The sequence below is a fragment of the Paenibacillus mesophilus genome (genome assembly GCF_005938385.1).
GTDB classification, from domain to species: domain Bacteria; phylum Bacillota; class Bacilli; order Paenibacillales; family NBRC-103111; genus Paenibacillus_AB; species Paenibacillus_AB mesophilus.
The window spans coordinates 145,053-163,934 of record NZ_VCRA01000009.1 but is presented as its reverse complement, the minus strand read 5'-3'; the positions used below and the strand labels follow the sequence as shown (position 1 = coordinate 163,934).

The 18,882-nt window shown below is 54.1% G+C and carries 24 protein-coding genes; 12 read left to right on the top strand and 12 right to left on the bottom strand.

Going from position 1 to position 18,882, the window contains the following annotated elements:
* Positions 1-2: 2 nt before the first annotated feature.
* The 3 genes from FE783_RS17990 to FE783_RS17985 all read right to left on the bottom strand — a co-directional run bounded on the left by FE783_RS17990 (position 3) and on the right by FE783_RS17985 (position 1,792).
* Positions 3-1,343, bottom strand: coding sequence for an ABC transporter substrate-binding protein (locus FE783_RS17990; protein WP_138880767.1), 1,341 nt, complete (start codon positions 1,341-1,343; stop codon positions 3-5).
* Positions 1,344-1,406: 63 nt separating this feature from the next.
* The gene (locus FE783_RS37640; protein ID WP_158301890.1) at positions 1,407-1,574 is read right to left on the bottom strand and encodes a hypothetical protein; all 168 of its coding nucleotides are present in this window, start codon (positions 1,572-1,574) and stop codon (positions 1,407-1,409) included.
* Between the two features lie 20 nt (positions 1,575-1,594).
* Entirely contained in the window at positions 1,595-1,792 is a 198-nt protein-coding gene (locus FE783_RS17985) for a hypothetical protein (protein ID WP_138880766.1), read from the bottom strand.
* A gap of 221 nt (positions 1,793-2,013) precedes the next feature.
* Between FE783_RS17985 and FE783_RS17980 the strand changes: the two genes are divergently transcribed.
* A complete protein-coding gene (locus FE783_RS17980) occupies positions 2,014-2,880 on the top strand; it encodes an AraC family transcriptional regulator (protein WP_238403134.1) in 867 nt (288 codons plus the stop codon).
* A gap of 14 nt (positions 2,881-2,894) precedes the next feature.
* Here the strand turns inward: FE783_RS17980 and FE783_RS17975 are convergent, their stop codons facing one another.
* Positions 2,895-3,716 (bottom strand): helix-turn-helix domain-containing protein, encoded by an 822-nt coding sequence (locus tag FE783_RS17975; RefSeq protein WP_138880765.1) that lies wholly within the window; start codon positions 3,714-3,716, stop codon positions 2,895-2,897.
* A 218-nt stretch (positions 3,717-3,934) separates the two neighbouring features.
* On the opposite strand from FE783_RS17975, the gene FE783_RS17970 reads away from it, so the two are divergent.
* From FE783_RS17970 to FE783_RS17940, 7 genes are all read left to right on the top strand, one after another.
* Complete coding sequence (locus tag FE783_RS17970) at positions 3,935-4,741, top strand: phytanoyl-CoA dioxygenase family protein (RefSeq protein WP_138880764.1); 807 nt, start codon at positions 3,935-3,937, stop codon at positions 4,739-4,741.
* A 113-nt stretch (positions 4,742-4,854) separates the two neighbouring features.
* On the top strand, positions 4,855-5,529 hold the full coding sequence (locus FE783_RS17965; RefSeq protein ID WP_138880763.1) for a hypothetical protein: 675 nt from the start codon (positions 4,855-4,857) through the stop codon (positions 5,527-5,529).
* Positions 5,530-6,564: 1,035 nt separating this feature from the next.
* Positions 6,565-7,650, top strand: a complete 1,086-nt coding sequence (locus FE783_RS17960; protein WP_138880762.1) for a sulfate ABC transporter substrate-binding protein — start codon at positions 6,565-6,567, stop codon at positions 7,648-7,650.
* Between the two features lie 26 nt (positions 7,651-7,676).
* Entirely contained in the window at positions 7,677-8,561 is an 885-nt protein-coding gene (cysT, locus tag FE783_RS17955; protein WP_138880761.1) for a sulfate ABC transporter permease subunit CysT, read from the top strand.
* 12 nt (positions 8,562-8,573) lie between these two features.
* Positions 8,574-9,461 (top strand): sulfate ABC transporter permease subunit CysW, encoded by an 888-nt coding sequence (gene cysW, locus FE783_RS17950; RefSeq protein ID WP_138880760.1) that lies wholly within the window; start codon positions 8,574-8,576, stop codon positions 9,459-9,461.
* Positions 9,462-9,596: 135 nt separating this feature from the next.
* The gene (locus tag FE783_RS17945) at positions 9,597-10,655 is read left to right on the top strand and encodes a sulfate/molybdate ABC transporter ATP-binding protein (RefSeq protein WP_138880759.1); all 1,059 of its coding nucleotides are present in this window, start codon (positions 9,597-9,599) and stop codon (positions 10,653-10,655) included.
* 145 nt (positions 10,656-10,800) lie between these two features.
* Entirely contained in the window at positions 10,801-11,007 is a 207-nt protein-coding gene (locus tag FE783_RS17940; RefSeq protein WP_138880758.1) for a YezD family protein, read from the top strand.
* An 86-nt stretch (positions 11,008-11,093) separates the two neighbouring features.
* On the opposite strand, the gene FE783_RS17935 is transcribed toward FE783_RS17940, so the two are convergent.
* The 5 genes from FE783_RS17935 to greA all read right to left on the bottom strand — a co-directional run bounded on the left by FE783_RS17935 (position 11,094) and on the right by greA (position 15,975).
* Positions 11,094-12,350 (bottom strand): TolB-like translocation protein, encoded by a 1,257-nt coding sequence (locus FE783_RS17935; protein WP_138880757.1) that lies wholly within the window; start codon positions 12,348-12,350, stop codon positions 11,094-11,096.
* 56 nt (positions 12,351-12,406) lie between these two features.
* Positions 12,407-13,804 carry an aminoglycoside phosphotransferase family protein gene (locus tag FE783_RS17930; RefSeq protein ID WP_138880756.1) on the bottom strand — a complete coding sequence of 466 codons (1,398 nt, stop codon included), beginning with the start codon at positions 13,802-13,804 and terminating at the stop codon, positions 12,407-12,409.
* Positions 13,805-13,817: 13 nt separating this feature from the next.
* A complete protein-coding gene (locus FE783_RS17925) occupies positions 13,818-14,837 on the bottom strand; it encodes a hypothetical protein (protein WP_138880755.1) in 1,020 nt (339 codons plus the stop codon).
* Positions 14,824-15,336, bottom strand: coding sequence for a GNAT family N-acetyltransferase (locus FE783_RS17920; protein WP_138880754.1), 513 nt, complete (start codon positions 15,334-15,336; stop codon positions 14,824-14,826). Before FE783_RS17920 ends, FE783_RS17925 begins: the two co-directional genes overlap by 14 nt.
* A gap of 159 nt (positions 15,337-15,495) precedes the next feature.
* Positions 15,496-15,975: a transcription elongation factor GreA gene (gene greA / locus FE783_RS17915; protein WP_138880872.1), complete on the bottom strand. Its 480-nt coding sequence runs from the start codon at positions 15,973-15,975 to the stop codon at positions 15,496-15,498.
* 371 nt (positions 15,976-16,346) lie between these two features.
* On the opposite strand from greA, the gene FE783_RS17910 reads away from it, so the two are divergent.
* The 3 genes from FE783_RS17910 to FE783_RS38680 all read left to right on the top strand — a co-directional run bounded on the left by FE783_RS17910 (position 16,347) and on the right by FE783_RS38680 (position 17,484).
* On the top strand, positions 16,347-16,559 hold the full coding sequence (locus FE783_RS17910; RefSeq protein WP_138880753.1) for a YezD family protein: 213 nt from the start codon (positions 16,347-16,349) through the stop codon (positions 16,557-16,559).
* A gap of 238 nt (positions 16,560-16,797) precedes the next feature.
* Complete coding sequence (gene ssuE, locus FE783_RS17905; RefSeq protein WP_138880752.1) at positions 16,798-17,343, top strand: NADPH-dependent FMN reductase; 546 nt, start codon at positions 16,798-16,800, stop codon at positions 17,341-17,343.
* A 6-nt stretch (positions 17,344-17,349) separates the two neighbouring features.
* Positions 17,350-17,484 carry a hypothetical protein gene (locus FE783_RS38680; protein WP_274381452.1) on the top strand — a complete coding sequence of 45 codons (135 nt, stop codon included), beginning with the start codon at positions 17,350-17,352 and terminating at the stop codon, positions 17,482-17,484.
* Here FE783_RS38680 and FE783_RS17900 read toward each other — a convergent pair.
* Complete coding sequence (locus tag FE783_RS17900; RefSeq protein WP_138880751.1) at positions 17,481-17,789, bottom strand: hypothetical protein; 309 nt, start codon at positions 17,787-17,789, stop codon at positions 17,481-17,483. The two genes, FE783_RS38680 and FE783_RS17900, sit on opposite strands and share 4 nt — an antisense overlap.
* Positions 17,790-17,916: 127 nt before the next feature.
* Between FE783_RS17900 and FE783_RS17895 the strand changes: the two genes are divergently transcribed.
* Positions 17,917-18,138, top strand: coding sequence for a hypothetical protein (locus FE783_RS17895; protein WP_138880750.1), 222 nt, complete (start codon positions 17,917-17,919; stop codon positions 18,136-18,138).
* 62 nt (positions 18,139-18,200) lie between these two features.
* Here FE783_RS17895 and FE783_RS17890 read toward each other — a convergent pair whose 3' ends face one another.
* Complete coding sequence (locus tag FE783_RS17890) at positions 18,201-18,425, bottom strand: YuzB family protein (protein ID WP_138880749.1); 225 nt, start codon at positions 18,423-18,425, stop codon at positions 18,201-18,203.
* Positions 18,426-18,482: 57 nt separating this feature from the next.
* Positions 18,483-18,785 (bottom strand): iron-sulfur cluster assembly accessory protein, encoded by a 303-nt coding sequence (locus FE783_RS17885; RefSeq protein ID WP_138880748.1) that lies wholly within the window; start codon positions 18,783-18,785, stop codon positions 18,483-18,485.
* Positions 18,786-18,882 lie beyond the last annotated feature (97 nt).

Genomic DNA, 18,882 nt, shown 5'->3' with positions numbered 1-18,882 from the left:
CGTTATTTCTGCTTCAGCTTGGCGATTTCCGCATTGATTTCCTCTTCGGCTTCCCTTAATGCGGTATTGACGTCTTTCCCATCGAAATATTCGGCAAACTTCTTACGCGTTATCCCGGTTGCGGTCCCTTCATATCGGGAATAGACGACCGGAGCCGACGGCTTGCTCATAAGAAATGCGGTCAAATGTTTATCCTTCAAGTAATCTACGTCCGCCCCAAGCTGCTTCTGCAATTCGGGGTCCTTAAGCGGAGTAAGGCGGGCTTGCCATCTGACCGACGTGCGCTGAACATCGGGCGAGGTCAGAACATCGAGTACCTGCATCGCCTGCTCCTTATGCTTGCTTGTCTTCGTAATGGCGAACACATGGGTAATCACGTAACCGAACACGTTCGGCTGCTCCTTGAAGCTCGGATATTGCACGACGTCCCAGTTCAATCCGGTGCTCGGATGCAAATATTGCGCCGATCCGTACAAAATGTTGTTGGTCGGGGCAAGGGCGAGCGTTTTGTCGATCAGAAACGTTTTTTGCCCGGTATCGTTCAGCTTCTCGGGCTTGTTGTTCGGCAGCGACCAGATCGTTTTGGCCAAATCGAATATTTTTTTCCAGCCATCGTTATTGACGGAAGCCCGTTCCGACTTTCCGTCGAGAGAAGTAAGCGACAGCGACTGCGCCAGCCTGTCTACTACGTCCGCGCTCAACCCTCTGTACGGCTTGCCGTCTTCTACTCGCGACAGCTTCTTGCCGAGCTCGACGGTCTGATCCCAGGTCATTCCGTCCTTCGGATAGGCGACTCCGAATTTGTCGAACAAATCTTTGTTGTAGAACATGGCGAGTCCGCTTACTTCGAACGGCAGCGCGTGCAGAGCCGTCCCTCCGGAAGCGAGCCGGATCGATTCCAGCGTTGCCGGATCGAACCGGTTCAGATCGACCTGAGCCGTCTTGGCGAGCGGCGTCAAATCATAGAGCAGATCGAGCTCCTTGTAGGCCGGAAGCTCTCCGCTCCAGTTGTAGATCAGGTCGGGCGTCTTGCCTTGCGCGACCAGGTCCGTCAGCATCGAGCCTTTTGCCCGCTTGATTACTTCTAACATAATGTGGGGATATTTCTTCTTGACCGGCTCTATAATCAGCTTGTTCACATTGTCCTCCGGTCCGAAGGTCATGTCGAGAAATAACGTCAGCGTGACCGGACTCGTATCGATACTCTTCGAGGCTCCGGCGGCCGGATCGGCCGCGGCTTGCCCGGATTGCCCCTTGTCCGCCCCTCCGCAGCCGGCCGTCATGGCGACCGAAGCGCAGGCAAGCAGCAAGGCGGCGTTTCTTTTCCAATAGTGGATTCGCATAGTTCGTTCCCCTTCCTGTCTAGGTTAATACCTTAATTGAAAGCGCATTCCCGAAATCGGATTCTAAAGAGAACGCAGCAGCCGATCGCAATCCGCTTCGTCCAAGCTGTACAACTCCTCTGATTTCCTGCGGGCATCCGGATGAAGCTCCCGCGGGTACCGGAAGCGCATAACGGCGTCGACTGCCGCTCGCACCTCTTGTTCCCGTCCGTCGCGATTCATCAACTGCATCAGCTCGTAATCCCGCATCCCTATCTGCAGCCATTTGTACCGAAGCGACAGCTGCGGCTTGCCCGCCGCTCCCGGGTTTCCACCTCGATCCGGACAATGTTCAAAGGTCCTCCTTTCCAGAACATCGGATCCGTACCCGTTGTCAGCAGGAAGTCGCGCTCGTCGGAAACGAGACACTGCAGCGCAGCGCTTTCTCTGCGGCAGCCTATTAGGTCCATATGCCGTGTCCTACGTATCTTTTGCGCGCCTGCGACCAGGCATTGTACCCCCGTACCGCCTTGTAAAACATCGATTGCAACCCAACATCCATTCGTTCAACTCCCGCCTGCAGTTCCCTATTGGTGAACAAAGTTCTCGAAATATGCCGCGACACTCCCGGCTATGCAGCAATCCCGATGAACTGTATACTTAAATTACCATCCCGCAAGGAAGGGAAGGAATGGAAACGATGACCAGATACATGGACTATAGGATCAGCACGAAGCCGATCCGGATTATCGATCTCAAGGTGGACAAAAGCAAGTTGTGCCATAAATCGCTAACGATTCTCGACGTCGGACATTTGCCCGGCAGAACATACTATAGAACGGATGCACGCTTCGTGGACAAATGGGCGGTCGTGTACATTGCCGGGGGTTCCGGAACTTACCGGGTCAACGACGGCGAAAAGCAGCCGGTAGCGGCGGGCAGCCTTTTTCTGTTTTATCCGGATGCCGTCTTTCATTTCGGACCCGATCCGGGCGGCTATTGGGATGAATATTATTTCACGATCCAAGGTCCGCGGATACGGGAATGGCTGGATACTTGGCTTTTCGAGCCGGGGACGGTGAGGCCGGTCGAGACCGACGAAGCGCAGCAAAGCAAAATCGAGCGGATATTCATGCTGATGGACAGCGGTGTTCCGATTAACGTGGACCGGGCGGCACTGCTGCTTGAATCCTTGCTGTTCGAATTTATGATGACCACCCGCACCTCGCCCAGCTCCGACAAAAATGAAGATACGATCAGGCTGATGGACGACATCGCCGGATCGCTATTCCGTCCCTTTAACGCCAAGAAGCTGTGCGAAAAGCATCACATCTCCTTATCGACCTTGAAGAGAACCGTTCGGAAATACACCGGATACCCGTTAAACGAGTACGTCCATCGACTGAAAGTGGCCGAGGCGAAAAATATATTGCTGAATACGGAACGAACATTGAAAGAAATCGCTACGTCCCTCGGATACGCCGATGTGTTTTATTTTTCCCGGCTGTTCAAGAAGTACGTGGGCGTGTCACCGGCGAATTACAAGAAAAGCTACTGAATGAAACGGCTTCCTCATTCCCGCTCCGTCCCGTATCCCCTCCTCTGGAACGTGCTCGGATTGACCCCGAACTGCTTGCGGAATTGGTTCAGGAAATGATTGTAGTTGCCGAAGCCGACGTCTTGGGCGACCTCCGACGCATTGCGGTCCGTATGCCGAAGCAGCAGAGCGGCCTGGCGGATGCGCATCCGGTTTAACGTCTCCACGATCGAGTGACCGGTCGTTTCCTTGAACAAGTGGGACAGCCTCGAAGGAGACAGGCCGACGGCTCTGGCCAGAACATCGATCCGGACCGAATCTCTCATGTTCTCGGACAGGAGACGAAGCGCCTCCTCGATGCGGGGATCGGTTGGCCCGGACATTCGTTTAGCGAGCAGCAGCAATATTTCCCGGAGCGCATTCTCGCTCAGCTCGTGCCAGTATGGTCCTCTCTCTCCGAAATCGGAGATGACCCGTTTGAAAGCCCGGTATATCCGCTTGCGCACCGAATCGCTCTCTACGCGATGAACGATCAGCTCCTTGTCCGGCAACAGTCCCGTTTCCAGCATGCGCGACGAGAAATGCGCCCAGACGAAATGCCACCGCTCCCCTTTCTCCGTTCCGTACTGGTGGGGCGTCCCCGATTTCAGCAAAGCGATGTCTCCGGCTCGGCACAAGCTTTTCGTACCGGACGTTATGTAGTATCCGGTTCCCCCCAGCGTATAAGTGATCAGCCAATCTTCCATTCCGTCGGGTCGTCGGGTCATATACGTGTCCGGCTCGTTGAAATGACCGGCGATGACGACGCCGGAAGTTACGCCGCCGTTCCCGGCAGGGCGGTTCATCTCTTTTGCCATCCGCACATGCTCCCTTCTCCTGCCATGGGCAGAATCGTTTATATCCATTTCCATCAGCATATCGCATCGTCCCCCGTATAACAATCGTCAGGTAGGAGAGGCAATTTTTGAAATAGCAGGATCGTGTGAGTTTTTGGCACGAATGTGACTATCCGCGACCTTGCCTCGGCAGTATCATGAACGTGAGAGCAACAATTTGGGAGCGAGGGGGATTCGCAATGCACCTTTTGCGTGCAATAACGGAAGATCAGAAGCGCCGTTTCGAGGAGGAAGGCTTCATCATAATCAAAGGCTTGTTTGCGACGGAGCAATTGGACGAAATCGAACGGACTTTCGAGGAGATCAGCCATCAAACGATACCAGGCTACTTCATGCCCGATTTGACCGCGGCGGGGGCCGACCCGCTGAGGCGGTATCCGCGCGTCATGCACCCCCACCGGTTCAACGAAACGGCCAAATCCTATATGCTGCATAAGCCGGTGCTGGACGTGCTGCGCGATTTATACGGGGAAGAGCCTCTCGCCGCGCAAAGCATGTTCTACTACAAGCCTCCGGGCTCGCGGGGACAAGCGCTCCATCAGGACAATTTCTATTTGAAAGTCGAGCCGGGCAACTGTATCGCCGCTTGGACGGCCGTCGACCCCGCCGATGAACAAAACGGCGGTCTGCTCGTCGTACCGAAGACGAACCGGTTCGATATCGTCTGTCCGGACAAAGCCGATGAGAACGAGTCGTTCACGACCCACTATGTCAAGCCGCCCCGAGACCATACGGTTGTCCCGGCCGTCATGGATAAAGGCGACGTGCTCTTCTTCAACGGCAACCTCATTCACGGCTCGTACCGCAACAAGACGAAGGACCGGTTCCGCAGAGCATTCATCTGCCATTACGCGAACGCTTCAGCCGCCAGCATCAGTTCCTATTACCGGCCGCTGTTCCGCGCCGACGGTACGGAAGTCATGCTTGAAGCGAATCCCGACGGGGGCCCGTGCGGAGTCGATGGCGGCAGCGCATATCCGCATTGATGAAACGGCCGACATTAAGCCCGCTCTCAGCTTCCGTTTAGGCTGATTTCAGAAACCGGTACTAAAATGAAAAACCGGAGAACCCATACAACCTAACGGGAGTGGTGAATGTCATGAAACATTATCGCAGCATGCTGGGAGCGGGAATCGTGCTTTCGATTTTCTTGAGCGGGTGTGCTTCCCAGCCGGGAACGCAGCCGTCCGGCGATACGGCAAATGCCGCGGGAGCCCAGGGACAAAACGCTCCGAGCGCGCAAGCCCCGCAGAACGGACAAAACGGGACGCCCCAGCAGCGGGGCCCATCCGGAATGAGCGAACAGTCGATGAATATGATGACCGTGTTCCGTTCGATCCCCTCGATGGACAAAACGGACGGATTAACGATAACGAAAGAACAGGCGGCCTACATGCTCCCGCTCGTGCAAGACATTGCAGCCAAAGGCGAGCTGACCGACGAAAGTAAGGCTAAGCTAATAGAGAAGCTTTCGACGGAGCAGAAACAATACATAGCGGACGCTTCGACGCGCATGCCGGGAGGCGCTAACGGCCGAGGCGGACAAGGCGATAGATCGCAGGGTGGTGATAGACCGCAAGGCAGCGATGGACCGCAAGCCGGGGGCGGCGGCAAGGCGCAGAGCGCACCAAGCGGCGGCAACATGCAAAGTAGCGACAGCGCGCAGGGAGCTGTCTCACCGGGTGGCGGCAGACCCGGAGGAGCCCCAGGCGCCGGCGGTATGAACAATATCGGTCAGCAGCTTGTCGAGCTGCTGCAATCCAAAACAAAATGATTGCTCAAGCGGAAGCCTTTATCTTATGAAGGGGCTTCCGTTTTGTTATGTCCAAGGAGCTCCTCGGCGGAACGAGCTGCTTGAAGAACGCTGCTTGAGAGAAATAACGTTCATATGAGCACTATACTCCGCAAGTTGCTTCGATACCGGCCGAATAAGGTTCAAATGTACACTACCCTCCGCCGCACATGCGCAAAATCGGTAGATTTCGGGCATATTCAATGAAATAACGTTCAAATGAGCCCTATTCAGCGCATCATGCACTCCCATAAGTCATATAAGGTTCATATGTACACTGTCCGATTAAACTCCCCTCTCCCAACGCCTCGGAAACGCTGCCCGAACGCTCCTTATCCCGGCACAGGCTCATTGCAGCCCCATCCAATAGCACCGTTGCCGGGCCCGGTGCATATTGTAAACATCGAGTACCTGTGCTCCAGCGGAGAACGGATGCGCGCCCCTCAATTGAGCTTGGTGCAATCGGATGAGAGCCCGACTGCGTCGGCTCATGACCGATTTATACCAACCTCGGATCGATGCAATTCGATGAGGAGCGACCGCGTTTCATGGTAGAGCTTGGTGCAATCGGATGAGAGCCCGACTGCGTCGGCTCATGACCGATTTATACCAACCTCGGATCGATGCAATTCGATGAGGAGCGACCGCGTTTCATGGTAGAGCTTGGTGCAATCGGATGAGAGCCCGACTGCGTCGGCTCATGACCGATTTATTACTTTTTCTTATGGGAAGCCAAAAAGTTCATGATGAACAAAAGGTTGCCTCAAACATAGGGAAACTGGCTGTACGCTCACCCGAATTTCGCCGGATTCCCTTCGCAAAGGAGTATCTTTCGTTCAAAATAACATAATCTTCAAGCCGTATTGACACGTATGTGCGGCGGTGTTACGATTGCTTCCATAAATAATCCCAACTATATTTATAGGATTAATCGGTCAACCGGACAGCCGGAGACTGGAGCACCCAGAACGTTACATCGACTGTTTATCAAATCAGAAAAAGGGAGTTTGAAAACAAATGAGAAAACCGTTCCTGCTGTCCGCCATTTCCGCCATCCTGTTAGTCGGCCTTACCGCCTGCGGCGGAGGAAGCGCCGCGTCGAACGGAGATCAGAAGACCTCCGCCTCCGCGCCTGCCGCATCCGATTCGAAGCCGGCCGCCAAACCGCCGATCGAACTGCTGAACGTCTCTTACGATCCGACCCGCGAGCTGTACGAAGAATATAACAAAGCGTTCGCCAAATACTGGGAAGGCAAAGCCAACCAAAAAGTGACGGTCAAGCAATCGCACGGCGGCTCCGGCAGTCAAGGACGCTCGGTCATCGACGGCATCCAAGCCGACGTCGTCACGCTTGCGCTCGCCTACGATATCGACGCGATTCAAGAGAAAGGCCTGATCAACGCCGACTGGCAAAAACGTCTGAAAGACAATAGCTCGCCTTATACTTCGACCATCGTCTTCCTCGTAAAGAAAGGCAATCCGAAAGGCATCAAGGACTGGAACGATTTGATCAAGCCGGGCGTAAGCGTCATTACCCCGAATCCGAAAACGTCGGGCGGCGCGCGCTGGAACTACTTGGCCGCATGGGGCTACGCCCTGAAGCACAACAACAACGACGAGAACGCGGCAAAAGACTTCGTCTCCAAGCTGTTCAAAAACGTACCGGTACTCGATTCCGGCGCACGCGGATCGACGACGACATTCGTCGAGCGCGGCATAGGCGACGTTCTGCTCGCCTGGGAGAACGAAGCGTTCCTCTCCTTAAAGGAGTTCGGCCCCGACAAGTTCGAAATCGTCGTTCCTTCACTCAGCATTTTGGCTGAACCACCTGTCTCTATCGTCGATAAAGTCGCCGACAAGAAAGGCAGCCGCGAAGTCGCGCAAGCGTATCTGGAATACTTGTATTCGGAAGAAGGCCAAGAAATCGCCGCCAAAAACTTTTACCGTCCGCGCCTCGAATCCGTAGCGAAAAAACATGAGAAGCAGTTCCCGAAAATCGAGCTGCTTACGATCGACAAAGACTTCGGAGGCTGGCAAAAAGCGCAAAAAACCCATTTCGCGGACGGAGGCATCTTCGATCAAATTTACAAACCTTCCAAATAATTAGGTGACAGGAGTGACCTGAACCGATGGCAGCAAACCAAACAGCCCCTCAAAGCGAAGCCGCAGCGAGGGGTCCCCATAAAATCAAAAAGAAACGATCCGTCCTGCCGGGCTTCGGCTTGTCGATGGGCTTTACGATCCTGTACTTGAGCTTGATCGTCCTGTTCCCGCTAGCCGGAATTGTCGTGAAATCGACCGGGCAAACCTGGAGCAAGTTTTGGGAGACGGTCACCGATCCTCGCGTGGTCGCTTCGATCCAGGTCAGCTTGAGCACTTCGCTCGTCGCCGCTCTGGTCAACGCCGTCTTCGGACTTATCGTGGCATGGGTGCTGGTCCGGTATACTTTCCCGGGCAAACGTCTCATCGACGGGCTCGTCGACCTGCCGTTCGCACTCCCGACCGCCGTAGCCGGCATAGCCTTGACCGCGATCTATTCGCAAAACGGACTGCTCGGCAGCTTCTTCGACAAATACGGCATCAAGACCGCGTACTCGCCGCTCGGCATCACGATCGCCCTGCTGTTCATCGGCCTGCCGTTCGTCGTCCGGACGATTCAGCCGGTGCTGGAAGATTTGGAGAAGGACGTCGAGGAAGCGGCCGCTTCCCTCGGCGCCTCCCGGTGGCGAACGTTCCGCAGCGTCATCTTTCCCGCCATCCTGCCTTCCCTGCTTACCGGCTTCGCCCTTGCCTTCGCGCGGGCGATCGGCGAATACGGCTCCGTCGTTTTCATCTCCGGCAACATGCCGATGAAGACCGAGATCGCACCGCTGCTCATCCGGACCAAGCTCGAACAATACGACTATGTCGGCGCAACGACCATCGCTCTCGTGATGCTGATCATTTCGTTCGTTCTGCTGCTCGTCATTAACGTTCTGCAATGGAGCGCCAGCCGCCGCACGATCAACGCATAGGAGGGAACTTCCATGGCCGGAACTGTCGCCGCACGTACGTTACCGCCTTCCAGCCAGCCCCGGACGGCCGCCACGAGCGAATCTTCCGCGGTCAAATGGCTGCTTATCGCAATCGCGCTCTTATTTATCGGATTGGTGCTCATACTCCCATTATTTACCGTGTTCACCCAAGCTTTCAAAAAAGGAGCCGACGTCTTCTTCGCCGCCATCATCGAGAAGGAAGCCCAATCGGCCATCCGGCTGACGCTCCTTACCGCAGCTATCGCCGTTCCGCTTAATACGCTGTTCGGCGTTGCGGCGGCTTGGGCGATTGCGAAGTTCAGCTTTCGCGGCAAGCAGCTGCTCATTACGCTTATCGATTTGCCGTTTGCCATATCTCCGGTCATTTCCGGCATGATTTTCGTGCTGCTGTTCGGCGCGCAAGGCTGGTTCGGTCCGTTTCTGATGGATAACAACATCAGGATCATATTCGCTCTGCCCGGCATCGTGCTTGCCACCATCTTCGTGACGTTCCCGTTCGTCGCTCGCGAGCTAATCCCGCTTATGCAGGCGCAGGGCAGCCAGGAAGAGGAAGCCGCCGTCAGCCTCGGAGCAAGCGGGTGGACCGTCTTCTGGCGGGTCACGCTCCCCAACATCAAATGGGGTCTGCTGTACGGCATTATTTTGTGCAACGCCCGCGCCATGGGAGAATTCGGAGCCGTCTCCGTCGTCTCCGGGCACATACGCGGCGAAACGAACACGATGCCGCTGCACGTGGAAATTTTGTACAACGAGTACCAGTTCGCGGCATCGTTCGCGGTAGCCTCCTTGCTAGTCCTGTTAGCGCTGGTCACGTTGATCGTCAAAAGCGCCGTCGAATGGAAGCATCACCAGGCAACCGTATATGTCCCCCAAAAGTGAAGCAATGCTTTGAAGCCGATTCCGAATACTTTTGGGGGAGCCCCCGAGAATAACCCCCAAAAGTGAAGCAATGCTTCGTAGCCGATTCCGAATACTTTTGGGGGAGCCCCCGGGAAATGATCAGGAGGAATAAGCATGTACATCGAAGTGAGCAATTTGGTCAAAACATTCGGCACGTACACCGCCTCGGACAACATCAGCTTCGGCATCGAGAAGGGCCGTCTGATCGGACTGCTGGGACCGAGCGGCGGCGGCAAAACGACGATTTTGCGGATGCTTGCGGGACTCGATTCGCCCGATTCCGGCGATATCTTCATCGACGGCAAACGAGTGAACGACGTCCCCGCGCAGCAGCGGGGCATCGGCTTCGTTTTCCAAAGCTACGCCCTGTTCCGTCATATGACCGTATTCGAAAATATCGCGTTCGGCCTGAAGGTTAAGAAACGGTCTAAGAGTGAAATAAAAGCCCGCGTCTCGCATCTGGTCGAGCTGACCGGACTAGCGGGGCTGGAGAGCCGATATCCGAATCAATTATCAGGCGGCCAGCGTCAACGCGTCGCCTTTGCCCGAGCCTTGGCGCCCGAACCGGATCTGCTCCTGCTCGACGAGCCTTTCGCGGCCATCGACGCAAAAGTGCGCAAGGAGCTTCGCTCTTGGCTGAAAGCGACGATCGAGAGAATCGGCATTACGACCATATTCGTGACGCATGACCAGGAGGAAGCGGTCGAGGTCGCCGACGAAATCATGATCGTCAGCGGAGGAAGGCTGGAGCAGAAGGGTTCTCCGATCGATATTTACAAAAATCCGAATTCGCCTTTCGTCGCCGGCTTTATCGGCGAATCGAGCCAGTTGGACAACCCGGGCGAGCTGAAAGGCTTCGAGGAAGAGCTGCCGGGCGCGAAAGCGATCATCCGGCCGGAATTCGTCGAGATCGGCAAAAACGGCGAGCTGGCCACCCCCTTGGCTGCGGAGTCCGGCATCGTACGCGACGTCTTTTTCCGCGGCAACAGCTGGCAGGTAGAAGTGCAGCTCGGCTCCCAGTCGATATCCGCTTACCGTTCTCTGGAGAAAGATCCGCTTAAGGCCGGAGATCAAGTTCTGGTACTCATTCACCGTCTCTACTTGTTCAACGATAAGCATTCGCGCATCGTGGAGAACGGCATGAAAACCGATCCGCTGCCCTTCAACATATAGCTAGCCCCCCAAAAGTGAAGTAAAGCTTCGAAGCGGATTCCTGGTACTTTTGGGGGAGCCCCCGGAAACAATCCCCCAAAGTGAAGTAAATGTGCGGAGTTTGTGCCGAGTACTTATCAATCAACAAATGATGGAGGGATCCGTTATGAGCATTCCGGTTCAATTGGACGATATTTGGGCGGAGCGGATATTGAACAGCGTCGCGGGCTTGGAATACGGCAGCGTCCATATCATCGTGCACGACGGCAAAATCGTACAAATCGAACGAACCGAACGGAAACGGTTCGACTCCGCTTCCAATCCCCGCAAAGCGGACGGCAAACCGCAAGTGGCCCAGTGGAAACAAAAATAAGTTCTTTAGCCTCGCATTTGACAAAAACAAGCTTCCTCCCGCCTATTGTTTGGACTGACGGGAATGGAAGCTTGTTTGTTTGCGCGCTATCGCCCGGGGGCGTACCAGGCAAGGACCGAGTCCCAATGCCAAGCGTCATAATACGGGGAAGGCACATCGATGTCGGAAATCACTTGTACGGCTTCGGACCCGTCGCCGTTTGAGATCCATGCATCGGCGCGTTCCCTGTCGGAACGGACCCAGGCGAGCTTTTTGCCGGCAGCCAAATAGGTCGGTTGAAAGTCGCCGTTATGATCCGGGGGACTCGTTATTTGCTTCTGATCGTTACGATGGATGTCGATACGGTATAACGCCGGCAATGGACGCAGTGCGGCATCGTTCGACCATTCGCTTTCCTTCGACCTGGATACGGTGATGAACCTGTCGCCTTCCCACGTAAAACCCCGATCGGCATACCCTTTCGGCGTGTACGGCACCCTTTGGATAACCGGAAACTCTTTAATTCTCAGCTGCTTGTTTTCGATGGCGAATCTGCCGATCCCTCCGATGTAGGCGAGCATGTTTTGACCCGGCGCCCAGTCGAACCATTCTTCGTAATGCAGCATCTCGTCCACTTTGCGAAACGTTTTGCCGTCGGAGGACAATACGCATAAGGTGTTGCTGTCCGCAGACAACGAAGCCGTAGGAATGGCCAGGAACGATATCCATTTCCCGTCGGGAGACCACTTGAATCCGCTGGTGCCTACAGCGAAAAAGCTACCGGATTGCGGAGGAAGCGTGAACAGCAGCTTGGCCTTGCCCGGATCCATATTGGCGTCCGCCGGAACCAGATACAGCTTGACGTCGGTCCATCCGGTCGGAAGCAATTGGGCGGACGAAGAAACAAGAAAGCCATTCCCGTTCGGAAGCCAAGAATAATTGGAGATCCCGGGAGTAACGTTTACAAAAGGATCGACCTGCTCGGGGCTCACGTCGGCATAATTCAGAATCCCGTCTATTTGGAACGCGAGTCTGTTCTTATCCGGAGCCCATTCGTAATTCGCCCCTCCGCTGTACACATGAAGCTGCCGCTTGCTCTCCAGACTGTAAACCCAAATATCGTTCGCCTGCTCGCCGGCGGCGTAGGCTACGAATTTACCGTCATGCGACCATTTGGGAGCGGCCGCTTTGCCGTCCTTCGTAACGGGCTGCTCGTCCGCCCCGTTCAGCTTCAGCCATAAATCTCCGTTGCGGATGAAAGCCGCTTTCAACACAAACTCCGCTCGATCCGCTTCGGCCGAGCAAATTCCGCCCGTCCATAAAGAAATCAAGAGGAGCATAACGCTCCATATTGTTTTATTCAAAGCAATACCCCCGTTTGACAACTTATACAGGGGTATTATTTACCATTTTGCCGGTTTTATGTAGAGTAGCGGGGTTTGATCAATCTTCTTAGCACTCTAGCGAAATAATATTGACGGCGCTCCATCGTCCAAGCATCCGGAGATACCGGTTGCGGAGTGTTCCATTCCAGAGCCTCCCATATGTCCTTTAACCAGCGGATGTCGCCAATAACAAAATAGAGGTCTCTGACTTCCTCAATGATTTCGTAAAGCTCCAATAAAGCTGCCCTAGGACCAAAACCGGACCACTGCTCCAAGTAAGCATCGCGTAAGTACGCTTTATCGGAATCCGACAAGGACCTTCTTATAACATGCAAGAACGAAACAATGCTAAAAAACGGATGAGTAACCGCCGACCAAGCCCAATCGAAGAAAACGATTCCGTTTGCCGTCAATCGAATATTACCAGGTCGAAGGTCGCCGTGATCGATCGAATCGGGAAACGAATAAGAAGCAATACGTTCGCAAAGTCCTTTCCAGTAAGGCAAACTCGCCACGAGATCGGATTGTTCTTCTTCCGAAAGCCGATAAGGAGAGTCTTGAAGCAGTTCGCGCGCCGCTTCGGCAATAGTATCCACATGCCCGGTAAGCGTGGACGTTCTGTAGTCATAGAATGGGAAAGGTTTGTCTACTTCAATGTGTTTCATCGCGCAAATCTGGAATCGTGCGTACTCCTCTATTACGACTGCCAGTTGTTCCACACTTGCATCCGGCGGCAGATCGCTTCCCCCCATATTTTCCATAAGGATGGCAGGCGCACCTTCTTCATCGGCAGCGATCCATACGGGTAGCGCAAGAACATCCCATTCCCGAATCAATTTCATAATTTCGATTTCACGAATAAAGACGGATGTGGGAATCTTCAAGTAATAATCGCGCTCGTTCATTCGGCAACGAAAAACAGTGGAGACGTAAGCGTTTTTGATTTGCCTGATCTCCGGGATGTCGTGACTATGGCTCCTTGCATGCAATCTCCCGATCATCGGATCGAGGTACGATTGGAATCCTTCCGGACGAACCCAGGGCATGATGCGGCTCTTGTTGTAGTGCTCCGGCAATCCGAGAAGGACTTGATGGATTACTGTATCGTGTCCGTATATACGGGCCGCCTCTGCATGAGATAGCCACACAGCGTCTGCTTTCTGCTGCGGATCTGTAGTCGTACCGGCCCGTTGAAGAACCATTACGGTCTCGTTAGTAAAAGAGGATTCGACGATATACCGTCTGAATACGGGAATCGAGCAGCACTGTTCAAACCATTGAAGATAAGGATCAGGATCGTCAAAACCGATATGATCCGCAACACCATTCTCATATAGTGGGATACAACCCCCATTTGCAGTCTGCAAAGTAAATACACGGCTCCCATCTTCGTTGGCGAGGACAAAATACAGCTGCTTCAAATTGCTCGCCATAACCGGACACCCCCTAGTTCATCTCGAGCACTTCATGACCAATCTCCCGCAACTGCCGCTGCCGGCGGCGCAGTTCCTCCGCTTGTGTCACGACTCCTAACCATTCGGGGTAACTGGCAGCCTGCTGATCCAAGAAGCTCCTCATCTCGTATCGGGCAAACACCCTTAGCACGTCGCGCGCGTCTTCTACTTCGATCACGTTTTCGTCGACCGATCTTCTGCAACCATACGACAGCCTGTGTCTTTCGCGGATCCAATCCGGGGCGCATTCGATTCTGCGGATAACGGCGAGGTCGTCCAGCGATTTCAATGCATTGAACCGTTCGGCCAGATGACCGCACCGTTTGGCCGCCGCGAGACGATCGAACCTTGTCCCGAGCCTGGCAAAAGAATTGTCGCGTTCCCTCCAGCTTTCCAGCAAATACGTTCTCAGATGCTCGACCGCTTCGTACAAGGTGTAGCTCGCTTCCAAACCCTTGCCGCCTGCGATCGCTTCACTCAGTTGGGCCTCGGTTTCCAGGAAACGGCTTCTCAGCTTATTCATCCGCAGCTTGACGATGCCGTCCTCGAACCGGTTCCGGTTGAACCACCGGACCAGCTCGCCGCCGATTCCATCCGGGTCGTACGCCGCCCGTCCCCCGTAAGCTTTGTCCAAGCTGTAATAGACGGAGGGCAGATCCAGCATCGACTCGAAAGCGGAACGTTCGGCTCGGACGAGGTCCGATGCGAGACCGGCCGTGAAGTAAAGCTTCCCCATATCGAGAGCGGTTCGCCACCCTTCTTGCACCCATCCTTCTATGAGCCGCACCCTAAGCTCCCGGATCGTTTCATTCGCCGCATGCTCATAGCCGTCCTCATAAATCGGAATGATGTCGATATCTGAAAGCGGCCAAGGCTCGCCCCCACCGAGACTGCCTCCGAGTATAAGTACCTTGACCCCTTCGACCTTGCAGCAGCGGCCTACGACCTCCTCAGCCCTCCGGTCCAGAACGGACCGCCAATCGGCCAAGTAGCTTTGCTCATTCATCTTCATCCGGCCCTCCCGAGCCTCCGTTCAACAGCAGCTCCATCCTTCTGTTCCGGGTTCTCAGTCCCATCGATTCGTACAGTCCGATCGCGCTTTGGTTGAACTCGGCCACGTTCAGCTCGAGCCCGTCCGCGTCCATCGAGCGGGCATACGCAATTGCATACTCCATTAACGCCTTACCGATGCCCTGGCCCCTATACGCCGCACTGACGCACAAATCGTTGATATAGATGAACGTCCTCGGATGCTTGAATACCGGCGACTGCGGCGCCTTCTCCGTATTCAGGACCATATAAGCCAGCACTCTGCTTGAACTCCCGTCCCAAGCTACGACGATTTTCGATTTCTCTGCGGCGAACAGCGAGACGATCTCGTTTTCATCGTAGTAATAGCCGCTTGCAAAAAGGTCGGGACGCGCTTCCGCGTGGACGTCGTCCAATTGCTTCCTAAGCTCGATCAACGGTCCGGCATCTCCGAGATGGGCATCTCTAATGACAAAACGCAAGTTTCCAGCCTCCTGACGATCCTTCTTATCTCATCCCATAATACCTTTATCGTAATGCTGTAAGTAAGGACTGTTTGAATTTACTTGAATAATCCGGTCCGCTGTATGGAATAAAAGCAGCGGCAGCCAGGGACAAATTTAGTCCTCGACTGCCGCTTGCTAGACGATTTTGATTTCAAGCAGCTCGTACTTAATTAATCCGGAAGGGGCGGTTACATGGATCGTGGTACCTATCTTTTTTCCCAGGAGCTCCTTGCCCAAGGGGCTCTCGTATGAAATTTTATTATTCGTCACATCAGCCTCGGCAGGGCCTACAACCGTGTATTCCACATTTTCGGAAAACTCGATATCGTGGAGAATAACTGTAGAACCCACTTGAACGGTTGTACGGTCCAAACTCTCCGCTTGGACTACTCGGGCATTTCTGATCATATTCTCCAAAATCTTGATTCGGGTTTCCATGAACGATTGATCATTTTTTGCAGAATGATATTCGCTATTTTCCTTTAAGTCGCCATAGCTGATTGCAAGTTTGAGCCGTTCGGCCGTTTCTCTTCGTTTTGTTGTTTTAAGCTCTTCGAGCTCGGCCACTAATTTGTCAAAACCTTCTTGAGTCAAAATCACTTCATCGTTGGACATCTTGACAACTCCTACTTTTTTAATCTTCATTCCATTGTAACCTATATCAGTCATTTTGCTAAAAAAATTAATGAATGAACCGTGCATACGCTCCCGGCTGCTTTGACGACCGGCAATACCGGCTGCCGGACATGCGCAAAAATTCCGCCATTTTGAACAAAAGCATGAAAAACCCCCGATCCCGGGATTAAAATTACAAACGAAAACCGCATATTTTCGGCCCATACAGCGATCTTTAAACCATTCCAACAACATCTCCGGAGGCGATTGACAGCGGGAGCCGGCCGATGGTAAGATGCCCACATAGATATCCAACTATATTTATAGGAATAATAGTAAAATATATGAATCATGAAACGGAGGAATGTGAGATGAGCAATAGCAATGCGGTTCAATTGGATGACGTATGGGCGGAACGTATATTGAGCAGCGTGAAGGGGCTGGAATACGGCAACGTGCAAATTATCGTGCATGACGGCAAAATCGTGCAAATCGAACGGACCGAACGGAAACGGTTCGACTCCTTCGCTGCCGCAAGCCAGAGCCGGGCGCGTCCCGAGCCTTTGAAACAACAAAGCCGATAAGGAACTTTAACGGAATTGCCGCCCTGACTGTGACGGCCGGGGCTTTGTGGAACGTCAAGTCCCGGTCGTCAGGGAGCAGGTACTTTATTCCGTTAAAGTTCTTAAGCCTACCGGACCGCCGGAGGCTTTCGCGAGTCCGATCGGATATCGATTCGGGCGGCGAAAGCCTCTTTTTTCGCGCCCGCTGTCTTTATGCGAAGCAGCATCATACTCTGATAATGAAAAGCAGGTGTCTGTCATGTCCAAAATCGTTATCATTTCCGGCAGTCCGACCGTATCCTCCCGCCTGAACGGTATTCTCGAATACGCCCAATCCATACTTGAGCAATCCGGCGCCTATGTCGAACGTCTCCAAGTCCGCGATTTGCCTCCCGCCGATTTGGTGTACGCCCGTTTTGACAGCCCCGAGGTGTTGAAGAGCATCGATAAGGTGGAGCAAGCGGACGCCGTTCTGATCGCCACTCCCGTATACAAGGCCGCCTACACCGGGCTGCTGAAAACGTTCCTCGATCTTCTGCCGCAGAAGGCGCTCGTGCGCAAAACGATATTGCCTGTCGCGATCGGCGGTACGATCGCTCACCTGCTGTCCATCGATTACTCGCTCAAGCCCGTTCTATCGGCTCTCGGGGCGACCCGCCTCCAGTCCGGCGTGTACATCGTCGATTCGCAGGTGCTTCGCGATGATCGGGGCCATTTGACGATCGAGGAGGAGGCGCTCAAGCGGCTGCACGATTCGCTCGTCGCTTTTCTAGAAGAAATCGAATCGACCCGCGAGAGGGTGTAACCTGACATGAGCAGCAAAGCGTTCACATATGCCTATGCAGTCGTACTACTTGTACTCGGCATTTCTCTGATCGGGGGCTGCGGCGAGGACAAGGCGGCGGGTTCGTCAACCGCTCCCGCCGCATCCTCAACCGGTCGTTAATCGCCTCCCCCTCCGCCGCCGTCTCCGCCCCCGCCATCCGAAGAGCCGGACGACGAGCTGTCCGAGGAGGAATCGTTCGAGGACGATCCTCCCTCGGACCCGCCGTTCGTATCGGCGTCGTCCTTGGAGTGGGATTTCCCGCTCTTGGAGGTTGGGCCGCTATCGTAAATATACGCGGAAGAATGCTCATCGGACCTCGCTCTGTTCGCCTTCGTCTTTCCCGATTTGTTTTTCCTTCCCGAAGCGCTGCCGATCCACAGCAGCGCCACCAGCACTATAACTACAAGTACCACGACAGCTTCCATCCGTTTCGTCTCCTTCCGATTTTTTAATAATATAACATGGAACGCCGGCCCTGTATCCTTAAGCGGCCGTTTTTTGTTATGATAGTAGCAACGTCCCGAAGACCACAGACAGCGAAGGAGACCGATCATGCGCAGCAACCGGATGCTTATTCTCGTCATAGCCGAACTCTTCATTGCCGTAGCGTTCGCCGCCACTTCCACGCTCGTCTTCATTTATGAGAGAAACGACGTCTGGATCCAAGCGATTCTCGTCCTGGGAGGTATCGCCGGACTTCTGAACGGCGCTTATTTGCTCAGGCTGCGCAGCAAACCTCCGGCCAGAAGAAGGCCGGGCAAGCCGAAACGGTAATACGCCGAAATAGAGCCCGCTGCAAAAAACACGAAGACGGCCCTCATGGAGCCGTCTTCGCTTTATGCCTTCACGTACTTTCGAGCCTTCTCGATCGCTTCGTCCTCGGTAGGTGCCGTAATGTACCGGCCGTTGACGAAAATAAATGCCGCTCTCGAGCACGGGCCGCAATACGATTTGCAGCCGACCTTGATGTCGGCGTCGGGAGCCAGCTTCTGCAGCTTCGAAAGCGCGGTTTTTATTTTCATATGCTTGCATTTGTCGCAAATGCGTATATCGTTGGCCATATCGCTTACGTTCCTCTTTCGGCCGGGCTTTGATAGTTCTTCACGATCCCGGGGCCCTTAATGGTCTCCGGTATTTCCTTTGCTCGGATTCGTAATGACGAATCCTTCGTTAGGCAAATACAAGTAGTCGATTTTGACGCCGTCGAGCATCTCTTCGGTTTTCTCCAGCACGACGTCGATCCCTTTATCGGTCGCCACTACGACGTCATCTTCGGACGGCTCGTCCAATCCGAGTGCGTAATGCACGTGGTTGCCGTGGGTAAAGTCGACCTTGACCCGAACCTTCAATCCGTTGTTTTCTTCCAATTCCAATTCTTTCAGCAGCACCTTGGCCGCGGCTCTTGTAATTTTGACGTTCATTGCTTTCCACTCCTTGTTTGACGTGTCACTTTCAAAATGATACCACGTTTTGCCTGCATCGTCTAACTTTTGTGGACTTCCCTCCCCCAAACCGATA

Coding starts and splice junctions, on each gene's coding strand:
- FE783_RS38680 (WP_274381452.1), top strand. CDS start 17,350: ATGAGCAGCAAAGCGTTCACATATGCCTATGCAGTCGTACTACTTGTA.
- FE783_RS17895 (WP_138880750.1), top strand. CDS start 17,917: ATGCGCAGCAACCGGATGCTTATTCTCGTCATAGCCGAACTCTTCATT.
- cysW (WP_138880760.1), top strand. CDS start 8,574: ATGGCCGGAACTGTCGCCGCACGTACGTTACCGCCTTCCAGCCAGCCC.
- FE783_RS17990 (WP_138880767.1), bottom strand. CDS start 1,343: ATGCGAATCCACTATTGGAAAAGAAACGCCGCCTTGCTGCTTGCCTGC.
- FE783_RS17975 (WP_138880765.1), bottom strand. CDS start 3,716: ATGGCAAAAGAGATGAACCGCCCTGCCGGGAACGGCGGCGTAACTTCC.
- cysT (WP_138880761.1), top strand. CDS start 7,677: ATGGCAGCAAACCAAACAGCCCCTCAAAGCGAAGCCGCAGCGAGGGGT.
- FE783_RS17960 (WP_138880762.1), top strand. CDS start 6,565: ATGAGAAAACCGTTCCTGCTGTCCGCCATTTCCGCCATCCTGTTAGTC.
- FE783_RS37640 (WP_158301890.1), bottom strand. CDS start 1,574: ATGCAGTTGATGAATCGCGACGGACGGGAACAAGAGGTGCGAGCGGCA.
- FE783_RS17985 (WP_138880766.1), bottom strand. CDS start 1,792: ATGGACCTAATAGGCTGCCGCAGAGAAAGCGCTGCGCTGCAGTGTCTC.
- FE783_RS17925 (WP_138880755.1), bottom strand. CDS start 14,837: ATGAAGATGAATGAGCAAAGCTACTTGGCCGATTGGCGGTCCGTTCTG.
- greA (WP_138880872.1), bottom strand. CDS start 15,975: ATGTCCAACGATGAAGTGATTTTGACTCAAGAAGGTTTTGACAAATTA.
- FE783_RS17945 (WP_138880759.1), top strand. CDS start 9,597: ATGTACATCGAAGTGAGCAATTTGGTCAAAACATTCGGCACGTACACC.
- FE783_RS17940 (WP_138880758.1), top strand. CDS start 10,801: ATGAGCATTCCGGTTCAATTGGACGATATTTGGGCGGAGCGGATATTG.
- FE783_RS17890 (WP_138880749.1), bottom strand. CDS start 18,425: ATGGCCAACGATATACGCATTTGCGACAAATGCAAGCATATGAAAATA.
- FE783_RS17965 (WP_138880763.1), top strand. CDS start 4,855: ATGAAACATTATCGCAGCATGCTGGGAGCGGGAATCGTGCTTTCGATT.
- FE783_RS17980 (WP_238403134.1), top strand. CDS start 2,014: ATGGAAACGATGACCAGATACATGGACTATAGGATCAGCACGAAGCCG.
- FE783_RS17910 (WP_138880753.1), top strand. CDS start 16,347: ATGAGCAATAGCAATGCGGTTCAATTGGATGACGTATGGGCGGAACGT.
- FE783_RS17970 (WP_138880764.1), top strand. CDS start 3,935: ATGCACCTTTTGCGTGCAATAACGGAAGATCAGAAGCGCCGTTTCGAG.
- FE783_RS17900 (WP_138880751.1), bottom strand. CDS start 17,789: ATGGAAGCTGTCGTGGTACTTGTAGTTATAGTGCTGGTGGCGCTGCTG.
- FE783_RS17885 (WP_138880748.1), bottom strand. CDS start 18,785: ATGAACGTCAAAATTACAAGAGCCGCGGCCAAGGTGCTGCTGAAAGAA.
- FE783_RS17930 (WP_138880756.1), bottom strand. CDS start 13,804: ATGGCGAGCAATTTGAAGCAGCTGTATTTTGTCCTCGCCAACGAAGAT.
- ssuE (WP_138880752.1), top strand. CDS start 16,798: ATGTCCAAAATCGTTATCATTTCCGGCAGTCCGACCGTATCCTCCCGC.